The 21,397-nt window shown below is 47.9% G+C and carries 15 protein-coding genes; 12 read left to right on the top strand and 3 right to left on the bottom strand.

The genetic code is table 11. The features are described 5' to 3' along the window. The first annotated feature begins 172 nt into the window (after positions 1-172). The 4 genes from MKY28_RS21110 (at position 173) to MKY28_RS21095 (ending at position 5,345) form a co-directional block, all read left to right on the top strand. Positions 173-1,459, top strand: a complete 1,287-nt coding sequence (locus tag MKY28_RS21110) for a sugar ABC transporter substrate-binding protein (RefSeq protein WP_340936903.1) — start codon at positions 173-175, stop codon at positions 1,457-1,459. 212 nt (positions 1,460-1,671) lie between these two features. Continuing rightward, on the top strand, positions 1,672-3,027 hold the full coding sequence (locus MKY28_RS21105) for a sugar ABC transporter permease (protein ID WP_076329761.1): 1,356 nt from the start codon (positions 1,672-1,674) through the stop codon (positions 3,025-3,027). Beyond that, positions 3,024-3,860 (top strand): sugar ABC transporter permease, encoded by an 837-nt coding sequence (locus tag MKY28_RS21100; RefSeq protein WP_017690474.1) that lies wholly within the window; start codon positions 3,024-3,026, stop codon positions 3,858-3,860. The genes MKY28_RS21105 and MKY28_RS21100 overlap by 4 nt, the downstream gene beginning before the upstream one ends. Before the next feature lie 198 nt (positions 3,861-4,058). Then, positions 4,059-5,345, top strand: a complete 1,287-nt coding sequence (locus MKY28_RS21095; RefSeq protein ID WP_340936901.1) for an MFS transporter — start codon at positions 4,059-4,061, stop codon at positions 5,343-5,345. Between the two features lie 155 nt (positions 5,346-5,500). Here MKY28_RS21095 and MKY28_RS21090 read toward each other — a convergent pair whose 3' ends face one another. Then, on the bottom strand, positions 5,501-7,657 hold the full coding sequence (locus tag MKY28_RS21090; RefSeq protein WP_340936900.1) for an alpha-amylase family glycosyl hydrolase: 2,157 nt from the start codon (positions 7,655-7,657) through the stop codon (positions 5,501-5,503). Between the two features lie 447 nt (positions 7,658-8,104). Here MKY28_RS21090 and MKY28_RS21085 point away from each other — a divergent pair, with 447 nt between their 5' ends. The 3 genes from MKY28_RS21085 to MKY28_RS21075 are packed head-to-tail and all read left to right on the top strand — an operon-like array spanning position 8,105 to position 12,272. Continuing rightward, on the top strand, positions 8,105-9,484 hold the full coding sequence (locus tag MKY28_RS21085) for an alpha/beta hydrolase-fold protein (RefSeq protein ID WP_340936899.1): 1,380 nt from the start codon (positions 8,105-8,107) through the stop codon (positions 9,482-9,484). After that, positions 9,481-10,899: a hypothetical protein gene (locus tag MKY28_RS21080; RefSeq protein WP_340936898.1), complete on the top strand. Its 1,419-nt coding sequence runs from the start codon at positions 9,481-9,483 to the stop codon at positions 10,897-10,899. The genes MKY28_RS21085 and MKY28_RS21080 overlap by 4 nt, the downstream gene beginning before the upstream one ends. After that, positions 10,893-12,272, top strand: coding sequence for an ANL family adenylate-forming protein (locus MKY28_RS21075; RefSeq protein ID WP_340936897.1), 1,380 nt, complete (start codon positions 10,893-10,895; stop codon positions 12,270-12,272). Before MKY28_RS21080 ends, MKY28_RS21075 begins: the two co-directional genes overlap by 7 nt. A 393-nt stretch (positions 12,273-12,665) precedes the next feature. On the opposite strand, the gene MKY28_RS21070 is transcribed toward MKY28_RS21075, so the two are convergent. Beyond that, positions 12,666-14,438: an alpha-glycosidase gene (locus MKY28_RS21070; protein ID WP_340936896.1), complete on the bottom strand. Its 1,773-nt coding sequence runs from the start codon at positions 14,436-14,438 to the stop codon at positions 12,666-12,668. Positions 14,439-14,660: 222 nt separating this feature from the next. Then, complete coding sequence (locus MKY28_RS21065) at positions 14,661-15,242, bottom strand: hypothetical protein (RefSeq protein ID WP_340936895.1); 582 nt, start codon at positions 15,240-15,242, stop codon at positions 14,661-14,663. A gap of 425 nt (positions 15,243-15,667) precedes the next feature. Between MKY28_RS21065 and MKY28_RS21060 the strand changes: the two genes are divergently transcribed. The 5 genes from MKY28_RS21060 to MKY28_RS21040 all read left to right on the top strand — a co-directional run bounded on the left by MKY28_RS21060 (position 15,668) and on the right by MKY28_RS21040 (position 21,297). Further along, positions 15,668-16,681, top strand: a complete 1,014-nt coding sequence (locus tag MKY28_RS21060) for an ABC transporter substrate-binding protein (RefSeq protein WP_338707855.1) — start codon at positions 15,668-15,670, stop codon at positions 16,679-16,681. A 97-nt stretch (positions 16,682-16,778) separates the two neighbouring features. Next, on the top strand, positions 16,779-17,792 hold the full coding sequence (locus tag MKY28_RS21055; RefSeq protein WP_340936894.1) for a FecCD family ABC transporter permease: 1,014 nt from the start codon (positions 16,779-16,781) through the stop codon (positions 17,790-17,792). Beyond that, a complete protein-coding gene (locus MKY28_RS21050) occupies positions 17,789-18,832 on the top strand; it encodes a FecCD family ABC transporter permease (protein ID WP_340936893.1) in 1,044 nt (347 codons plus the stop codon). The genes MKY28_RS21055 and MKY28_RS21050 overlap by 4 nt, the downstream gene beginning before the upstream one ends. A 13-nt stretch (positions 18,833-18,845) precedes the next feature. Next, complete coding sequence (locus MKY28_RS21045) at positions 18,846-19,667, top strand: ABC transporter ATP-binding protein (protein WP_340936892.1); 822 nt, start codon at positions 18,846-18,848, stop codon at positions 19,665-19,667. Between the two features lie 619 nt (positions 19,668-20,286). Next, positions 20,287-21,297 carry a hypothetical protein gene (locus MKY28_RS21040; protein ID WP_340936891.1) on the top strand — a complete coding sequence of 337 codons (1,011 nt, stop codon included), beginning with the start codon at positions 20,287-20,289 and terminating at the stop codon, positions 21,295-21,297. The last annotated feature ends 100 nt before the right edge of the window (positions 21,298-21,397 follow it).

Raw genomic sequence — 21,397 nt, 5'->3', positions numbered from 1 at the left:
CTTCTTGACTTGTTTACCCCTACATATTGAACGGATAGGTCATCTTGTCTCCCATTTGAGCAAACGTTTGTACAAAATGGAATATGGGATGCAAAACCTGACAACATACGCAGACAAAAGGGTGAAAAGCGCGAACTTTGTTGGACCAAGCAGAGGGAAGGGGACATTTTACATGAGAAAATGGCAAGGGGCAACATTGTCCGTCATGATGGCTTTTACACTGGCTGCGTGCGGGGCTGGAGGCGGAAGTCCATCTCCAACTACGGCAGGTGAGAATCCGGAGGAAGTTGTAGAGCTGACATCCGAGAACCTTCAACCGGAAGAAGGGGCAACTCTGGTGATCTGGGAGGATAAAAATCAAAGCAGCTTTATTGAGCAAAGGGTCAAAAAATTCGAAGAAAAATATGGGGTAACGGTCAAAATGGAGGAATTACCTCCAACCGATCAGGTAACCAAGCTGACGACGGATGGCCCAGCGGGTCTGGCGGCAGATGTGGTTGTTTTCCCACATGATAAGATTGGTAGCGCTTCAGAGGCGGGACTTATTCTGCCCAATGACATATTCGAAGCAGAGACCGCAGAGAACACCAGCGACAACGCACTGAAGGCAGTGACGTTCAAGGATATACTGTACGGCTATCCGTACAGCGTGGAGACCTACGCCCTTTTCTATAACAAGGCACTCTACCCAGAAGCTCCGAAAAACTTTGATGAGATTATCAGTTTCGCCAAGACGTTCAATAATGTGAAATCCAATCAGTATGCGCTGATGTGGGAATTGCAGCAATTTTACTATAACTATGCATTCCTGGCTTCACAGGGCGGTTATATTTTTGGAGACAACGGGATGGATAGCGCGGATCTCGGTCTGAATAACGAAGGAGCCCAGAAGGGTGGACAGTTCTTGCAGACGCTGAAGTCGAAAGTGCTGCCGCTCAAGATGGGTGACGTGAACTATGATATCAAAAAAGGATTATTCTCCAGCGGCAAGCTGGCTATGGACATTAACGGTCCGTGGACCATTGCCGATTATCGCAATGCAGGTATTGATTTTGGTGTTGCTCCGCTTCCGGCAATCGATGGCAAACCGATGACCTCCTTCTCAGGTGTTAAAGCCTATTATGTGAATGCATTTACACAATACCCGAATGCGTCGAAGCTCTTGGCAGCGTTCCTTTCCAATGAAGAAGCTCAGATGGAGAACTTTGACCTGAACGGTACACTTCCTGCGAACAAAAACGTAGCTGCTGATCCGAAGTTACAAGAGGACACAATCAACAAGGCATTCCTGGAACAGTTCAACAACTCTACGCCAATGCCTTCGCTTCCTGCCATGGACAGCGTATGGGGACCAATCACGTCGGCTATTACGGACATATGGGATACCGATAAGGACGTGAAGGCATCGCTGGACAATGCCGTGAAACAGATCCAGGAAAGCCTTGCAACCGTCCAATAAGGACGAACGACGAATTCGAAGATTTGCATAAGAGCTGGATAAATTGAACTTCATATTTACACCAAAACGTAGAGGACAGAAGAAAGCTACTTCGGAAGCATAGGCTCGCCTTTATCACCGATCGGAAGCTTGTTCTGTCATCGGAGTGGTCAGTGTAAGTACACTTTTGTTCAATGTATACAGGTTAGCAATAGGCAGGGAGGAGAGAGCGAATGCAACAGCAGCATGTCCCGGTGTCTGTTGGACCGAACAGGGAAAGACAGCACCGGATGACAGCGGCCATATGTTCCATCATACTGCAAGGTCTTGGACAGCTGTACAATCGACAATGGATTAAGGGAATTTGTCTACTGTTACTGGAGGGAGCGGGGCTGGCGTACCTGCTTCCTCGCCTGTCACAGGCTGTATGGGGCATATGGACACTGGGGGAAAATACACAGCGTTTTGTCAAAGTGAATGGGTCCACCGTACTTCAAAGGGGAGACCATTCCATCTTTTTGCTGCTTGATGGCATTATCGTATTACTGGTGTTTTTTGTGTTTATTCTGATCTACATCCTGAATATCCGGGATGCGTACGTCACTGGGCTCGCTAGGGAAGAAGGCAAGCAGACCCTGGGCGCAGCGGCTTCGCTTCGGAACATGATGGACAAAAACTTTCCGTATCTGTTCCTGTCCATCCCGGCACTGGGCATTCTTTTCTTCACCGTTATGCCCATCCTGTTTACGATCACGATTGCTTTTACCAACTATTCGGCCCCGGATCATATTCCGCCAGCCAAACTCGTGGACTGGGTAGGCTTCAAGACGTTCAGTGATTTGATCCAGCTGAAATCTTGGAGCCAGACATTCTACGGTGTGCTGACCTGGACGGTCATCTGGGCCATTCTGGCTACAGTCACCACCTATTTTGGTGGCGTACTTGTGGCACTGTTGATTGAACAGCGGGGCATACGCTTCAAAAAGCTGTGGCGGACGATCTTTATTTTGCCTTATGCGATCCCACAGATCATCTCCTTGCTGCTTATGCGTAATTTGTTCAATGGTCAGTTTGGTCCGATCAACACGTACATGAGAGCATTTGGACTGGAGGGATTACCCTGGCTGACAGATCCGTTCTGGGCCAAGGTTACCGTCATTGTTGTCAACATGTGGATCGGTATTCCGGTCAGTATGGTGCTGATTCTGGGTGTACTGACGGCCATCCCTCGTGATCTCTACGAGGCTGCCGAAGTGGACGGAGCATCTGCGTTTCAAAAATTCAGGATCATTACGATGCCGTTCATTCTTTTTGCCACAACCCCGGTACTCATCATGCAGTTCGCCGGAAACTTCAACAACTTCAATGTCATCTTCCTGCTAACCAACGGAAATCCATTGCGGGGAGACTACCAGTACGCAGGGGCAACGGACCTGCTGGTGACCTGGCTCTACAAGCTCACACTCGACAATAACAAATTCAATATGGCTTCAGCGGTAGGTATCATCATTTTCCTCATTATCGCTTCATTCTCTATCTGGAACTTCCGCCGCTCCAAGTCATTCAAGGAGGAGGACATGATTCAATGAAGACACGTAATAATCCGCTGCGTCTGGCTCTGAGTTATGTGCTGTTGCTGATCATCGCCGTTGTCTCCATCTACCCGGTGCTCTGGATCTTTCTCTCTTCTCTGAGACCTGGTGCGGCATTGTTCAGTGAACGGTTGTGGCCGGAAGCATTCACGCTTACTCATTACGGTGAGCTGTTCAATAACCCGTCCTTTATGTACGGCAGATGGTATATGAATACGCTGAAAATTGCCTTTTTCACGATGATTTTCTCTACGCTGATGGTGACACTTGGGATGTATGCCTTGTCCCGCTTCCGCTTCCGTGGACGTAAAACGATTCTCTCCACCATGCTGATCCTCGGGATGTTCCCGAGTTTCATGAGCATGATTGCAATCTATATCATTTTGCTGCAAATTAAATTGCTCGACACCCATGCTGCGCTCATCCTGGTCTATTCTTCAGGGGCGGTACTGGGCGGATTTATCGTCAAAGGTTTCTTTGATACGATTCCCCGCAGTCTGGACGAAGCAGCCCGCATGGATGGTGCAAGTCACCTGCGTGTATTCACCAGCATCATCCTGCCTTTATCCAAGCCGATGCTGACTTATGTGGCACTAACCAGTTTCACCGGTGCGTGGATGGACTTTATCTTCGCCCGGCTGGTGCTGCGGACGAAAGAGAACTGGACGCTTGCGGTGGGTATGTGGGATCTGGTCAACCGTTATCAGGACAGTAACTTTACGATGTTTGCTGCGGGGGCGGTACTGATCGCTATTCCAATTACACTGCTGTTTGTTTTCCTGCAACGATTCCTGGTTCAGGGTCTGACAGCAGGAGCTTCCAAAGGGTAAACGCAGACTCAGCAAGAAACATTATAGGTCTAGAAACAATATCATCAGCTAAGCTAACGACGGCATGATTAATCTCGATAGCGTAACACTCAATTAACTCAGGCACTTCCGTGATGTCATGTCTTTGTCGACTGACAGAGCTACGGAAGTGCCTGATTCTGCATGGGCTCTAATGATGATAAGGGAGGAACGTGATGTATGGGCATGAACTCGTCCAGTGAGCCCGAGATTATCGGATACCAAGATGGACAAGCTGCATTGCATAATACTAAAGCTCCACCAACACTTTGGCGTAATGTTACCTTTCGCAGGATATTGTACGGCTACGGCATCTCGGTCTTTGGGGATTGCTTCAATGGGATTGCGATTAGCCTGTGGGTGTTACAGACCACAGGCAGTGCAAAGAGCATGGCGGCTGTACAGATCTGCAATATGGCCGTCAGTTTTCTATTTGGATCGGTGGCGGGTACGGTTGCAGACCGATTGGATCGCAGGAAGCTGATGCTGGCCTCGGATGTATTTCGGGGCGTAATGGCTGTACTGATTGCAGTAAGCTTGTTCGGCTGGCATGCTCCGTTTCCGGTAGTGCTGCTGTTGCTCTCACTCTCCATGTTTACAAGCCTGTTTCAGGCCCCTGCATTCCACGCCTCTGTAGCAAGTATGGTTGGCAGAGAGCATATTCAACAAGCGACCGGAACCATTCATATGGTGGATAATCTTGCCCGAATCAGTGGACTAGCCGCTGCGGGAGTGGCTGTTGCTGCATTTGGCGGATTCGTTGCCATATTAATTACAGGGGCAACCTTTCTGTTGTCCGCAGTCTGTGTGCTGATGGCGGGCCGCTTTCCTGAGGTACAGCGATCCGTTAGTCAGCAGACCACGTTTGCTCAGGAGTGGCGTAGTTCGTTTGGCTACATCTATCGGAATCCTTTGATCCGATCCATCGTATTGCTCAATCCGTTGCTGATTTTATTTTTCATGTCGGCCATGATGCTGGTTCAAGTGATGGCGGTCAAGGTATGGGAGGCGAATCCGGTACAGTTTGGATTAATTGAGACCTGTATTCCGCTGGGATACATGATTGGCTCTGCATTGTTGATTGCTTCGGGGAAACGATTGAAGCGAAGAGGGAGATGGGTATTTATCGGTCTGATTGTATTAGGACCGATTTATATTTTTTTGGCGAATGTATCTTCTCCAATCATGGCGTTGCCGTTAATCGTGGGCGGAGGTGCGATGTTCGCGTGCTGTACGATGCTCACCCAGATTATGCTGAGGACAGCCGTTCCGGACGAGCTGCAAGGAAGGGTCTATGGTGTGGTTGGAACAATCACCAGTACAGCGCCTATTCTGGGATTGACGGTTGTCTCCGTATTGGCTGATCAGTTGGGGGCAGCTTCTGTGCTGCAAGGCGTGGGCATATTACTGCTGGCGACAGGTATTCTGGCAGCGACAACATTGAAGTCGATCCGAACCTATCAATGACATGTATGATACACCAAAATGAAATGAATTGAACCCACATATAAATTCAACAGAGAGAGGATAGAAGCAATCTAAGCAATCTGGCTAGGTACAGCAAAACCCGGAGCATACGCTGCGTTAGCGTAACTCCGGGTTTAGCTTGTGGACTGGATATTCTATTGCCAGTTTACATTGACTGTGGCTGTACCGCTGGTTGGTGTGGTGAACGTGTGGTTGGAACCACCTTCCCACGTAATGGTTGCCCCGTTTTTCTTGAAGAATTTGAACTCCAGTTGTTTCCTGGCTGGTACACTCACATCATAGTACCAAGTTGGGTAGGCGTGGATGACCTGATTGAAAGCAGGACCAATAGCTGTTGTGCCCGTACTCCAGTTGCCCAGTTCTGCCACGTTACCTGTCAGATAGATGTTCTGACCCAGTGTGGTGGAAGCATTGTTAATGACAAATCGTACAGTGACCTGATCACCCGTAAGGATGGTAAAGTTGTTATACGCATTGCTGTTAACGCCGTTCGCAGCTACTTTCACAGCATAATTGCCTGCGGCAACAGCTGGGATTGTCACTTTGATCTGTGTATCTTCCCACGATGTGATCGCGGCACCGGTAACGGCTGTTGTACCGAAGTATACGGTACCTTTGTTGGAGCCAAATCCACGTCCACTAATGGTAACGACATTACCCGGTTTGCCCATCACCGGACCTACATGCCCGATCGTTGGTGTAGTTTCGCTCGTTGTATATTGCCATACCGCTGTTGCTCCGGCTGCCAGTGTGAAGGAAGAGACGTTGCCATTGGTGGAAGTGATGTTATTACCGTTCAGTGCACCGCCCAGTACATCGGTGTAGTTGCCTGTTGGCAGTGAAGTGCTTAGATTCGCAATGCTTGCTGGTGTGGAAAGATTACGGTTCACCGCAACAACAGCTACACTTTTGCCAAATTTGCGTTCATAGACGTACACATCATTATTGATCCAGCGTTGCTGAGTGGAGCCATAGGCAATTGCTGGATTGGATTTGCGCAGAGGGGCCAGCTTGCTGATCACGTTGAAAGCAGTGGTTGTTTTGGAGAAGGAAGGCATTTTGGCCCGATTATCAGGGTCCCCGTTACCCGTCAGATACTGCTCGGTACCATAATAGATGGCAGGTACGCCGCGTGAAGTCAGGGTGAAGGCCAGCGCTTGTTCCAGACGACGGTTGTTGACGGCACTTGTTTTGAACCGATCCATATCATGGTTGTCGATGAACGTGACTTGGTCATTAACCTGATTGTAATCTGCGGCTGTGCCAGTAATCATCGAATCCAGAGCATACATGTTGGATGTGTTATCCCGGAAGACGTCACGCACGGCAGAGTTAAAGCGGAAATCAAGCAGGCTCATCCCGGATTCGTTGGCAAATTCCGTGTTATCCGCATCAGATGCAGCAGATCCCAGGAACCATTCACCGAAAGTGAATACAGGTTTATGTGCATAGATGGAGGACATCCAGCTCTTTTGCCAGCCGAGAGGCATATGTTTCACCGCATCAACGCGAATACCATCCACGCCCATATCAAGCCATAGCTTGATTGCATCTTTGAAATATTGATCAATGGTACTGTTATTGTGATTCAGGTCAGCGAGGTCATAGAGGTTTTTGTAGATACCATTCTCCAGGGAGGAAAAATCGGAGCCGCCGTTGTGATGGAAATATCCATTTGTATCATTCGTGTATCCGCCAACAAGATTACCGTTATCATACAACTTGCCATTCTCTGCAAAGGAGGTATCGGTCTCCATGGCAGGAGACGTGTGGTTCGGTGCAAAGTCAATTACGATCTTGATGCCTTTGGCATGAGCGGTTGTAATCAAATTTTGAAAATCAGCCATCGTTCCGAAATACGGATTGGTCTTTTTGAAATCACGTGCCCAGTAGCCATGATACGCTGTGTTGATCACGCCGCCGTAGTTGATCGTGGCGAAGATATTTTCGACCGGCTGGGAGATCCACAATGCCGTAACGCCCAGATCGCTAAAATAGTTATCGTTGATTTTGTTGATCAAACCCTGCCAGTCGCCTCCGCAATACAACTTCAGGTTACTACAAGTAGCATCGTAGGCAGCTCCGGTAGGATTGTTGGAAGGATTGCCGTCCAGAAAGCGGTCCGTAAAGATCTGATAGATGACGTCTGTACTAAAGTTCTGCTTGTTGGTAACCGCGGTATCCGCATCGGCATAGATCGCTGAAGCAGGCAGATAGGGAAGTGCGCCCCCTGCAAGTAAACTGAGTGTCAGTGTTGTGCTGAGGAGTACACGTTTGGCCATTTGAAACATAGTAATCCACCCTTCTCGTGAATGTAGTAGTTTAGATAAACAACCAACCTGGCTCTTGAATAATAGCGCTTTCAATACAGCGGAATGTTACGCAGTGGATTGAAGACTTCCCTCCTTTTGACACGCCAACAACCCCGGCATCTCCTTCGGGAGTTACCGGGGTTGTCCTAAACCGCTCAGGTTTAAAAGCATGGCCCTCGAGTTATGATCACAACGTTATCGTAAGAAATATTGGATCTTATGTCAATAACTTTTTTGAGAGCATTTATTTTCTATTTTTATGTTTACAAAAGCATGTCCGGGGATTTAAACTATTCGCAGATTCACAATATAAGGGCTATGTATCCCGGAACACTTACGTGTGTTCTGGGACAACCCCGTCTCTTCTGAGGCGGGGTTATTTGTATTATGCAGTCGAATTGGGAGAAGAGAGGCGGTTGATGATCGTTGAGTACCCATTCTGTCATCGAATGTTTGGAAGGCATTCAGGCGTCGCGGCTGGGCAATATCCGCAACATTTATGTGTACCTCCCTCCCGGTTACCATGAGCAGACAGCTCGGCATTATCCGGTTCTGTACGTTCATGCGGGGCAGCGGGCTTTTGGTCCATCCGGGCCAGGCAATGAAACATGGAATATGGACCAGACAGCAGACGGTCTTATTTCCTCCGGGCAGATTGAATCACTGATTATTGTCGGCATTACGCATGTCCGTCCAGTCACGCACAACGAATTCTATCACTTCGTCGCTCCGGAGAGAGAGGCCGTGAGTGTGGGGTGTTCAGGCATCGACTATGAACATTTCATCATTCATGAGCTCAAGCCGATCATTGATCATCGATATCGGACGCTACCGGATAAGTCGAATACCGGGCTGTTAGGTTCATCTGCCGCGGCGCTTTGTACATTGCACATGGGGATGCGAAATCCGGAGGTTTTTGGAAAACTGATCATGATGTCGCCATTCTATGTGGATGTGCAGCTGGACGAAACATCGGAAAGCGGACTGTTGGAAGAACACATGTATCGCTTGCCAGAAGAGGTACCCGACGTTCGAATATGGATGGATATTGGAGATACGGAAGGTCTGTTTCTGCCTTCTCAGGTCAGAAGGGTAGCTCATCAATTACTTGAACGCGGAGTAGGATCGGATGAGGAATTGGCATTTCTGGAACAGCCGGGTGCCTGTCATCAGGAAGGTGACTGGGGAGCGCGCATTCACCTCCCGTTACTGTACATGTTCGGCCACGTGGGTAAGCCCTCCTCGCTCGAACTGCTTGGAAGGGATGTCATCGGACTACAAGGTGGAATGACCGTGTGTATCAATGCACAAATGCACTACGAGAGTGGATTGGTTCAGAGTCTGCTGCATGGGAATTATACTTCAAGTGACCCGAATGTGCTTCAGGTTCATGCGAGTGGAGAGTTGGTTCCTGTCGGTATTGGAAGTGCATCCATCACGCTGACTGTGGGGGAACTGTCTGCTACACGCATCTATACCGTCGTTCCTGAATTGTCAACTCACGTAGAGGTCTGCATTCGTGCAGAGGTAGCTCCCGACGAAGACTCGGAGGAAACGATATATGGTGGGATGGGTATGAAGCTTGTCCGTTCTGGTACAGGTCGATATGAAGGTAGTTACCGAGTCCCGCGTGATAGTGGGTTCTCCTTCCGGTTTACACGTGGTTTCCGCCGTTTCGAGACCGATGTGGATGGCAAACCTATTGCCAATCGGGTATTTCGAGCGACAGATGATATGTCTGTGCATTACCTAATCCAATCCTGGGGCAGTACGTCAGCCAAAACGGGAACAGGAGGCCCAAAATGATCATTCCTTCATTCGCTCCAGTGCTGGACATTCCTTATTATTATCCCTGCAATTTTCCTCTGATTCATGAAGTGCTCCATCGACAAGGATCTATCACAAGTCTTGCACTGCTGGCGGCAAGTCGGTTGTACAGCCTTCCTTCGTGCGGGGATAACGGACTGGTGAAGCCTTATTTTCACAAACTGGATTATGTAGAGCCAATCTGGGAGATGTATGGTCAGCGACAGCTGGAAAGCTTCGAGGAAGGCAAGACGCAGATCCGGCAGTATATTGGCGAAGGTGGGCTTTTTTTGGCTACAGGAACCAGTTATCACCTGCCTTACTGTGAGGATTATCAGAATCCCGAGTACATTCGCAAACATGTGAAGCAGGGCTCCCGACTACATCTGGTAGACCATTGGATTGCTGTATATGGTTTGGAAGATGAGCATGTTCACGTCTACGATCCCGTGCCCTCCAAGTATAAGGGAAAGGTTACTCAAAGGGCCTTTCATGACTTCTGGAAAGGTAACCAAAGCATACCTGAGCTTGCGCAGGCCAAACGCAAAGAAGAACTCCGAACGTATGGAACCATGGACATTCGGGCGACTGTGAAGCTGGACTCTGACGGTTACCGAGACATGTTGATCCAGGCGTTAACAACGCAGATTGAAGAATTTCTGACAGGCCGGACGATTACGCAAGGAGAGCGGAATTTTCATTTTGGACATGTGGTGTCTCTGCGACTCTTAGATGCACTGCGTGGGGCGAATGAAGGGGATCAGGCCAATGAAATGTTAATATCGGGTCTGCTGTTTGATATGCGATGGAGTCGATATTTTCTTCGAGATCTTCTTCAGGAGTCTGTCTTATGGCTCGGTTCTCCACTTGATCAATATGCGAGAGAATTCAGCGAGATCATTGTACGTTGGGAGAAGGCCTACAATATGCTTCAGGTCAGTCGGATAAAGCAGCGTGAGCACTGGAAAGTACAGCTAACAGGTGTAATTAAAATGTTGGTCACCGATGAATGGCAATGGTATGAGTCACTTCGGCAGTCCATACCTCAGGTAGATTGCTTCCCACGTCAGACTGTGTCGATGATTGGACAAGAACACAGGGAGGATTTGCTCCGTATCGTATTGGATAGTTGCCGGGAGTTAAACGCGTACCATAATACAACGATTCCACTTGGTGAGGGTGGTAACGCTCCACTGTACGGACGAAGTGGGCAACTGGATTCGCTGGAACTCGTGTCATTGCTTGCAGTGGTAGAGCAGGGAATCGAAGATCGATGGGGAACGGGTATGGGAGCCGCACTGGCGGAGATGGCTGCTGCTTCCATGCCTGAAAGCCCATATCAGACCGTGGGTTCACTTGTTGATTATCTCGCACAGCAATGGGCGCCTGCCGGTGAGGAGGATGCAAGATGTTGAACCAATTCTTGCTTGAACGATTCGCGGAGCAGGGACAGCAACCTGCGCTGATCTGGAAAGATCAGGAGTACAGCTATCGGTGGCTGCTGGAACAGGTTGGCATCATGAGTCAGTGGATTACAGCAGAAGGGCTGGCTGGGCAACTTGTAACGCTGGAGGAAGATTATTCCCCCTATGCAGCGGCGGCATTGGTTGCTTTGCTTGGACAAGGGTGTATCGTGCTTCCCATGGATCGATATCTAGTTGAAGCGAAACGAGAGGAATACATCCAGCTGGCACAGGTGAAATGGCGTTTGAGCGTTGAAGAAGGCAAGTTGTGCATTCGGCAAACGTGTGAATCTTCTGGAGAGGTTCCCGTGTTGTTATCCTCGCTGGCACAAGAAGGCGTAGGCGGACTTGTACTCTTTTCATCCGGATCAACCGGAGTGAGTAAAGCGACTGTGCATCGTGCAGATCGGCTGTTACATGGTTTTCGGCGGCAGGTTCGGCCTTTGCGAACGATTCCATTCATGATGTTTGATCATATCGGCGGTGTGAATACCATGCTGCAATCCCTGTCCAGTGGGGGCTGTCTCTGTATCATTGCGGATCGATCTCCCGAAGAAGTGTGCCGAACGATTGAGAAGTTTCGTGTGCAGGCGCTGCCTGTCTCCCCAACATTCATGAATCTGTTGCTGCTGGGTAGAAATGATGAGGGGTATGATCTGTCGAGTCTCGAGGTTGTGTCATACGGATCGGAAGTGATGCCTGAATCCGTACTGGCAGCCTGGAACCGGAGATATCCACAACTAAGGACGATACAAGCCTATGGCATGTCTGAACTTGGCATTCTGCCAACCCGCTCCAAAGAGCCAGGCTCGCTGCTGTTTTCCATTCAAGATGAAGGGGTCAAGTACCGGGTGGTGGAAGGAGAATTGCAGATTCACACGGAAACCGCGATGATTGGATATCTGAATGCTCCATCACCCTTTACAGAGGATGGGTGGCTGCGAACTGGCGATGAAGCTGTGCTGGAGCAGGGTTACATTCGTATTCTGGGACGTCGTTCCGAGATCATTAACGTAGGGGGACGGAAAGTGTATCCTGCCGAGGTCGAGGGTGTTCTGGAAGAGATGGAATGTATCGAAGCGGCCGTAGTTTCGGGAGAACAGAGTGGTATCACGGGTCAGAGGGTGAAGGTGACTATCCGGCTGGCTACAGAGTGTACTCTCACCGATCTGCGGCGATCCATCTGGGAATATTGTCGGGACAAGTTACCTTCATACAAGATTCCGCAGAAAATCGTAATTACACAGGGAGCGCTTGTAAGCTCAAGAATGAAGAAAATACGAAAACCGATGACTTCGATACCCTTCGCCTCGTCTGGGAAATAGGTCGCTGCCTCGAAGAGTTTCACCTTGCTTGAATCGGTATCGCTAACGAACCTCAAACATCGTATTGAGGGGATAAACAAGAAAAGTAAAACCTAACGAATCTCAGTAACGTTATTGCTTCAAAAATACGGACTCTGGTCTCAAAAATCGACGTATTGGACGAAATAAGGTCTCTCTGATTCGTTAGGCATTTAACCCCGTATAATGAAGCGAATAAGGTGTGCTGGGTTCGTTAGGATATGACGTATAAGATACAAAAGAGGCTGTCCTTGGTCTGATATGTTACCCATACAGTAACAGGATTTTATTATTTTACCTGTCTACTTTATGGGGAGCATATCACCTGGAGGACAGCCTTTTTGAAGTTATTTTCCCTTGTTAGCTGTATTTATCTCAGGCCTCAGCTGGCTGTTTCACCTCAAGTTGCATCAGGGAGAATCCGTATGCTTCCAGATCGAGGGTCAGTTTATTTTGCCGAGCTTCCACGGTGTTTGATGTGAACAGATTTCGCCAGACGTTACGATCTCCCAAAGGGAGTTCAAGGGTACACGGCTCATCACCCGCATTCAGCACAAGAAGCATGCGCTCTCCCGTCTGCGAATCCAATCGTTCGATGGCAAGACAAGGGTCTCCGGCTTTTGCATATACAATCTTCAGTTCAGTGCTGCGCAGGGCAGGGTGCTGTTTACGAAGGGCAATGGTACGGGTGAAAAATTCCAGAAGCTCGCGATTCTGCTTGGTCTCATCCCATTCCATACACTTGCGGCAACCCGGATCATATCCCCCATCAAGTCCCACTTCGTCTCCATAATAGATACATGGTACACCTGGATACATAAGCAACAACGTAACGGCAAGTTTCATCTTGCGCTCGTCTCCATCACATAAGGTCAGCAGTCTGGGGGTATCATGGCTTCCGAGCAGATTGAAGGCCGCTTCCGTTACAGGCTGTGAATAGGCTGCAAGCAGTTTGCCGATCTCATTTGCGAATCCAAGTCCATCGAGCTTGCCATGCACCGTATAGTCCAATACCGAATTGGTAAACGGATAATTCATCACGGCATCGAACTGGTCTCCCTGAAGCCACATGAGCGAATCATGCCAGATCTCACCGAGCAGATAGGCGTCAGGTTTAATGGCTTTTACCGTCTGACGGAATTCGCGCCAGAACTGATGATCCACCTCGTTGGCTACATCGAGCCTCCAGCCGTCAATGTCCATCTCCTCTATCCAGAAACGACCTACCTCTAGCAGGTATGCCTTCACTTCAGGGTGTTCCGTATTCAGCTTCGGCATGAGCGGTTCAAAGGCAAAAGTGTCATAAGTCGGTATGCCATCCTCCACACGTGGCGGCCAGTCTTTGATATAGAACCAATCTGCGTAGATGGAAGAGGCTCCATTCTTCATGACATCGACAAAAGGAGGGAACTCTCTGCCGGAATGATTGAATACCGCATCCAGAACAACGCGTATGCCGCGCTGATGACAGGCATCCACGAACGCCTTGAACTGTTCATTGGTTCCAAAGTGAGGATCAACTTTCATGTAATCGCCCGTATTGTATTTGTGATTCGTCGTGGCTTCGAACAGCGGACAGAAGTAGATGGCATTGATGCCAAGCTGACTTATATGATCCAGATGATCCAGCACACCTTGGAGATCGCCGCCGAAGAAGTTCACCGGTGTAGGTTCTCCTCCCCAGGGTTCAGCATTTTTGGGACTGAGGGATGGATCGCCATTGGCATAACGTTCAGGGAAAATCTGATAAAACACAGCGTCCTTAACCCAGGCAGGTGGTTCAAAAATGTCGATCGGATTCATAAATGGAAAATCAAAGAATTCGAGTGGATGATCAGGCAGCGCCTGCTCGAATCCGCGCTCCGTCATCCAGACCGATTCCTCTCCCTGAATCAGTTGGAAACCATACCGTAATCTGCGATAGGGAGGTGAAGTCTCGGCTTCCCAATAATCGAACATTTCATCCCGGGCAAAGATGTGCATAGGGATGTGTGTGATCGTCCGATCCCAGGCATATTTGTCTCCCGTAATGGCAAGCACTGCATCCAGGTCCCCGCGTTTGGACCGAAGTCGGAGGTGCATGGTCGAGCGGTCATAAGCATAAGACCAATTGAGTTTGGGGCGGTGGTAAATGGCTTCAAGAATCACGTGAATCACTCCTCGTCAGATGATGAAATTCAGATAAAAGTGGCCATTAAACGCAAAAAAGGCACAACCTCAATTGTTCACGAGGTTGTACCTTTCGGCAGCATAGCCTTTTGATTATAGTGCTATTATACGAACTAACTCAGCAAAAGAAAACACTTTTTTTCCTTAAATTTCAAATTGTTTTATTCGAAATGTAGGACGCATATCTGCAATTACTGTTTTTTATAAATCAAATCCAAGTTTATTGGCGTATGCAGAGAATTCTTTGTGAAATTTCTCGATATTTTTCTTCCCGGCAGCAATTTTGGCATTGGATTGTTTCAGGACAGCACTGTTTACCGTTGTTTTGGAGACCGCTTTTTTAGCGAGTTGGAATCCTTCCAGCTGTGTATAGCTACCTTTGATCAAGTTGGCATGGATTTTTTGCAATTCCGCATTTTGCGGTTTAATCAACTTCAGCTTGGATACATATTTGGTGTAGTTAGGAATCGCTGTATTGGTCAGTTTCAGGAATACGGACTTACGATTGGATGATGTGATGTAAAATCCACCTCCCAAAGCATTGAAGGCTCTCTCCTCATATACCGATGCCATATCCAACTGATCAAGGTAGCCCAGGAAATCTTCTTCTTCGACTGTAGGGATCGGTTCTTGTTCTGACGTGTCAATTTCTTCATAGTATTCGTCTTCCGAATATGTAGTGGTTGAGTCATCCGCAGCAGCGGCATAGGACCCTACAGGTGCGAACACCCCGCCGAGCAAGACAAAACTCATAATGATTGATAGTACCCATGATTTCTTCACGTGTTAATATCCCCTATCTATAGATGTGATTTTATTCCAATGGATAATCTAACATAGTACGACAAGAAATTACAGGAATTGTTTTACAGTAAATTCATCAGTCAGGCACATATGAATGAATAATGATTCACCAGCAAAAAGGACATGTATTAGATGAAACTAAAAGTAAAAAGAGAGATTTGTATATTTCGTAGGTAAGAAAAAAATTACATATATGGTTTGTGTGGAGGCGTATTGTATCGATATATATTGTATTGGTTTAGTTAATTTATCTTTATTTAATGTTGTTTTATGAAGTTACAGAGTTCGACAGGGAGTGAGAAGTTTTTCCAAATAAAATGCTTGTATAATGATTTCATCTCCATTACAATACAATTGATAATGAGATTCAATATCATTTAGATAAAAAAGGGGAGACGGATTTCATGTATAAAGTAAAGAAAAAGCTATACATTTATGCAGCACTTATTCTGATGATTTCATTACTTGCTGGTTGTGCTTCTGGTGGAAGTGCCGAGACAACGAATACGTCCAGCCAAGCTGCAAGCAGCAATGAGAGCAATAATGAAAGTGATACAACTGTCAGTACGACTGAAGATCAGACCCGAGTGATCAAACATGCCATGGGCGAAACCACAATCAAGGGAACCCCGCAAAAGATCGTGACACTGTTCCAGGGTGCGAATGATGTCGTTGTTGCACTTGGCGTGAAACCGACAGGCGTGGTGGAATCCTGGGTTCAGCAGCCAGTCTATGAATATCTGAGAGCAGATCTGGACGGAGTTCCACAAGTAGGACAGGAATCGCAACCCAATCTGGAAGAGATCAACAAGTTGAAACCCGACTTGATTATTGCTACGAAGATCAGACATGAAGAGATCTATGAGCAACTGTCGCAGATCGCACCAACGGTAGTGACGGAGACGCTTTTTGACTGGAAAGAAACGGTGAAAACTGTTGGGGAAGCGATGAATAGGGTTGAGCAATCGGATAAATTGTTGTCTGATTGGGATGGCCGTGTAGCTGATTTCAAAGAGAAAATGGGGGATCGTCTGCCAATTGAAGCAACCATCACGAACTTTAGAGCCGATCAAGTTCGTATTTTCTACATGGGATATGCAGGTAAGATTCTGAATGAACTTGGGTTCACCAGACCTGCCGGACATGATGCAGACACATGGGGAGTTGAATTGACTTCCAAAGAAAACATTCCAGATATGAATGCAGACATGATCTTCAACTTCAATTCAGGCACAGAAACAGATGCCATTCAGAAAAATTATGATGATTGGACCAGCAGTCCACTGTGGAAAAACCTTGATGCAGTTAAAAACAACCAACTGGTTCAGGTCGATGAAGTGGCCTGGAACATGGCAGGTGGATACACATCGGCCAACATGATGCTGGACGATCTATATAAGCAGTTCAACCTGAACTAACTAACAGGAGCAGGACCTGCCATGCACCAGAACATTCGTTAACGAAGTGTATGGGCTGGCAGGTCTTTTATCATTTTACAGATGAAAGAGTGAGAGTATGTTTCCCCTTTTTACAAAGGCAAGTGCCAAGATCTATGGACTGGTTGGTTTATTCATAATACTTCTACTTGCTTGCCTAGCCAGTATGATTCTGGGACGTACGCATATCACGTTTCAGATGGCATGGGAAGCACTGCAATTCTATGACGAGAGTTCTGTGGAACATGTGGTTCTGCTGACGGAACGGTTGCCACGTACGGTTATTGCTGCTGTTGTGGGAGCAAGTTTGGCCGTGGCGGGTGGGCTGATGCAGGCATTGACACGTAACCCGCTGGCATCACCAAGTGTGTTCGGGATCAATGCAGGTGCGATCTTTTTTATTGTTATTGCCATTGTTGTATTGTCCGTATCCTCGCTAACCACCATGATGTGGTTTGGTTTTGCAGGGGCTGCTGTAGCCGCGGCAATTGTATATGGGCTAAGTTCCCTCGGTCGTGATGGCCTGACACCGATCAAAATTGTACTGGCGGGGACGGCAATCTCCGCGTTATTTGCCTCGTTCACACAGGCCATTCTGGTGCTCGATGGAACCGGATTGCAGGATGTACTGTTCTGGCTTGCCGGTTCAGTAAGTGGACGGACGTTGGATATGTTATATCCTGTTCTGCCGTACATGACAGCCGCAGCGATTGTCTCTTTGTTCATGGGTAGAGCCATCAATCTGCTGTTGACGGGTGACGATATCGCCAAAGGCATGGGACAGAATGTACTTCTAGTCAAGGTGCTCATGGGAATTGTTACGGTGTTGCTCGCGGGTGGTTCGGTTGCCGTAGCCGGTTCAATCGGTCTTGTCGGTCTGGTTGTCCCGCATATCATGCGTGCACTGGTGGGCAATGATTACCGCTGGCTCGTTCCTTACTCTATTGTAGGGGGAGCGATTCTGCTGCTGTCCGCGGATGTGGTTGCAAGGTTGGTGATCATGCCGCAGGAAGTTCCACTCGGTGTCATGACTGCACTGATTGGCGGACCCTTCTTCGTGTATATTGCCCGCAAGGGGGTGACGAAGATATGAGGAAGCTGTTGACTTTCCGCAACAAAAAAGACACTGTCTCAGTGCAATTGGAACGAAAATCACTGGTTGTCATCGGTGTATGTATCCTCTTGTTCCTGATGGCAGGAGTGGTCGGTACCAGTGTAGGCAGTGACTTTATTTCTCCGCTGGATGTGCTCAGAACGATATTTGGTCTGAATGCAGGAGAGCATGACTTCGTCGTGCTGACCTTAAGACTGCCACGGGTGTTATTATCTCTGCTCGTAGGAGCAGCCCTCGGTATGTCAGGCGCGCTTCTGCAAGGCATTATCCGTAATCCGCTGGCCTCACCGGATGTCATCGGCATCACCGGCGGCGCGGCCGTTGCAGCTGTAGGTTTTGTTACGCTGTTAGGTGGAGCGGTAAGTATCAAGTTGTTGCCATTGTTCGCCATCGCTGGCGCAATTGTGACGGCTTTGATCATCTATGTGCTTGCCTGGAAAAAGGGAGTCAGTCCGATCCGTCTGGTGCTGATCGGCATTGGGGTATCGGCCATTACCGGAGCCGGGACGACCTTTATGCTGATCCTGAGTCCATTCTACACGGCAGGTCAAGCCTATATCTGGCTGACAGGAAGTGTATACGGAGCATCGTGGACCGATGTCCGAACGATTTTACCGGTTATCGTAATTGTTATACCGCTGGCGATCTGGTTCGCTCGCAGCCTAAATGCACAGGAGTTCGGGGATGATCTGGCCACAGGGCTGGGTGTAACTGTACAGCGGCATCGTTCAGCGTTGTTGTTATGCAGTGTACTGCTGGCGGGAATCGCCGTTGCGGTTGCCGGAACCATTGGTTTTGTAGGCCTTATCGCTCCACATATTGCCCGAAAGCTGGTTGGACGGATGTTTGGCAGTATGCTGATTGTGTCTGGACTGGTTGGTGCTCTGCTTGTATTTGCGGCAGATCTGATTGCCCGCACTGCCTTTCTACCGCTGGATGTTCCCGCAGGGGTATTCACCGCAGGCGTAGGCGCACCATTTTTCCTGTATTTGTTGTTCAAGAATCGAAATCAGTTTTGAGGAGGAGAGAGCTGTGAGTATTCTGGAAGCCAAGGAGCTTACGATCTCCTATGGAGCAGATCCCATTATTGAAAATTTAAACCTGACCATTCCCAAGGGAAAGATTACCGTCCTCATTGGCAGCAACGGCTGTGGTAAATCTACGCTGCTGCGTACGATGGCCCGGTTGCTGAAATCCAGCTCCGGTTCGGTGCTGCTGGATGGCGAAGAGATTGCAAAGCTGCCGACCAAGGAGATTTCAAGGCGCATGTCCATCTTGCCGCAGGGTCCGACCGCTCCAGAAGGATTGACAGTGAACCAACTGGTCAAGCAAGGACGTTATCCACATCAAACATGGCTGAAGCAATGGTCACGAGAGGATGAGCGTATGGTCAAGCTGGCACTGGAGTCCACACATCTGACAGAACTCGCGGATCGACCTGTGGATGCATTGTCCGGTGGACAGCGTCAGCGTGCCTGGATTGCGATGACACTTGCGCAGGGTACCGAAACGCTGCTATTGGATGAACCTACAACCTATCTGGATATGACACATCAGATTGATATCCTCGATCTGTTGTTTGAGTTGAACGAACGGGAAGGACGCACGATTGTTATGGTACTTCATGATCTGAATCTGGCATGTCGTTATGCGCATCACATTGTGGCTGTTCACAACAAGTCCATCTACGCAGAAGGTAAACCGGAAGATATTGTTACACAGGAGATGGTCCGTAAAGTCTTCCAGATGGAGTGTGAGATTTCGGTTGATCCACTGTTCGGCACACCAACCTGTATCCCGCATGGAAGGGGAAGGAAGCTGAAGGGAGAACAGCGTTATACACAACTGGCTTGAGGATCAAAAAGTTGGTTTTTGATTCGTTTAATAGTTATTCAAAACTCCACATCAACTCCATTGTATGATCATGCAGATGACAAATTAGGCAAGCCATTGGTAAAACCAAGTCCCAGGCTTGCCCGGTTTGTTGTGCCTATTATTCGATAAAAGCATACCTGCATTGACTCAAACTTACACTAAATCAAATCTTATTTTTCCTTAAAAGTTTATTATTGACAATATAACTCGAATTGCCATAAAATAGATTTTATATGATATTGATAATCATTATCAATATTGAATTACAATAAAAATTGATGAACGTATGAGCAATATAAGTTGAATTCAAATTTCACACGTTAACGGAGGGAGCAGAACAGATCTGAAGAAGCGGAGCTACAAGTTTTCTGCAAGAAAGCTGCATCGGAAGCATAAGCTGCGCCTACAAGCTTTCTAAAAGAAAGCTGCTTCGAAAGCATACGCTATCACCGGATTTTCCCTTTGTATAAGGAATTAAAAAAAATCTGGGGATAACAGCGATTGGAAGGTTGTTCTGTCATTGTAGTGTCAGCGTAAATAATCTTTAATTCAACTTATATAGGAGCGAGTACCTTCATTCGATCGAGGAGGATTTTCAGTGTTTCCGAAAGGGATTCATAATCTGCAAAACCGACTCATTATAAGCAAAGCGAGAGAAATGGGCATCACCTGTGAGCCACTTCTTGAGGGATGCGAAGATTTTCTGAAGCTGTCTGTAGGGGACAAAGAGATCATCATTAACAAAACCAGATCTCATCGTCTGCCGTTAATCGCTGGACTGCTCGCCAAGAACAAGCAGGCATGTAATATGTTATTGCATGAACAGGGAATGCCTGTACCGTCATTTATCGTGATCCCGGAGATGGGGAGTGAAGCAGTAGCTTTTCTGAATAGATACGGCTCTATTGTAGTGAAACCACTGGATGCGAGCAGCAGCATGGGCGTGACGCTGGATGTGCGTACTGAAGAAGAACTGGAGACAGCCATTCAGCTTGCGAGTGTCCACGGCAGCAGCATTATGTTACAGCAATATGTGACCGGGATTGATTACAGAGTGCTGATCATTAACGGTGAAGTGGCGGCTGTGAACCAGTATCGGCCTGTCTATGTTGAGGGAGACGGAACTTCAACCGTTCGGGCGTTAATTGAGCAGTTGAATCAGGAACGAATCGAGATGACACCCATTGGCGAGTATGAAGCGTTTCCCGAGGTTAATGCAGAAACGGAACGACTGCTGGAGGTATTACATGCACAAGGGACAACACTGGATGAAGTTCCTGCCGCGGGAAAAGAAATCGAGTTATACAATCTCCGCAATTCTGCCGCCGGAAAAATCAGTGAATTCTACAAGGATTGTACCGAAATCATTCATCCCGAAAATGCCCGGATGATTATTCAGGCGGCAAAGACTCTTCAGATCGATGTAGCAGGAGTTGATGTTCGTTGTCGTGATATCCGCACCCCGATCTCCAGAGATCTGGGAGGCATCCTGGAAGTGAACGCCTTGCCAGATCTGACACACCATGTCTTTCCCCATGGTGGAACAACTCGTGATGTGGTTCGGTTATACCTGGAATACCTGTGTCAGGAGCAACTTGAATATAAATAAATATAGCTTATAACAACGTATAGATGACAATATATGACGGATAACGGATACCATCATTTAATTCGGACCTCACCATGATTTTGAACCAATACCAGGTCAT

Source organism: Paenibacillus sp. FSL R5-0473 (assembly GCF_038004565.1).
GTDB lineage: Bacteria > Bacillota > Bacilli > Paenibacillales > Paenibacillaceae > Paenibacillus > Paenibacillus amylolyticus.
The sequence above is the reverse complement of the archived record's forward strand: the minus strand, read 5'-3'. Positions and strand labels throughout refer to the sequence as shown.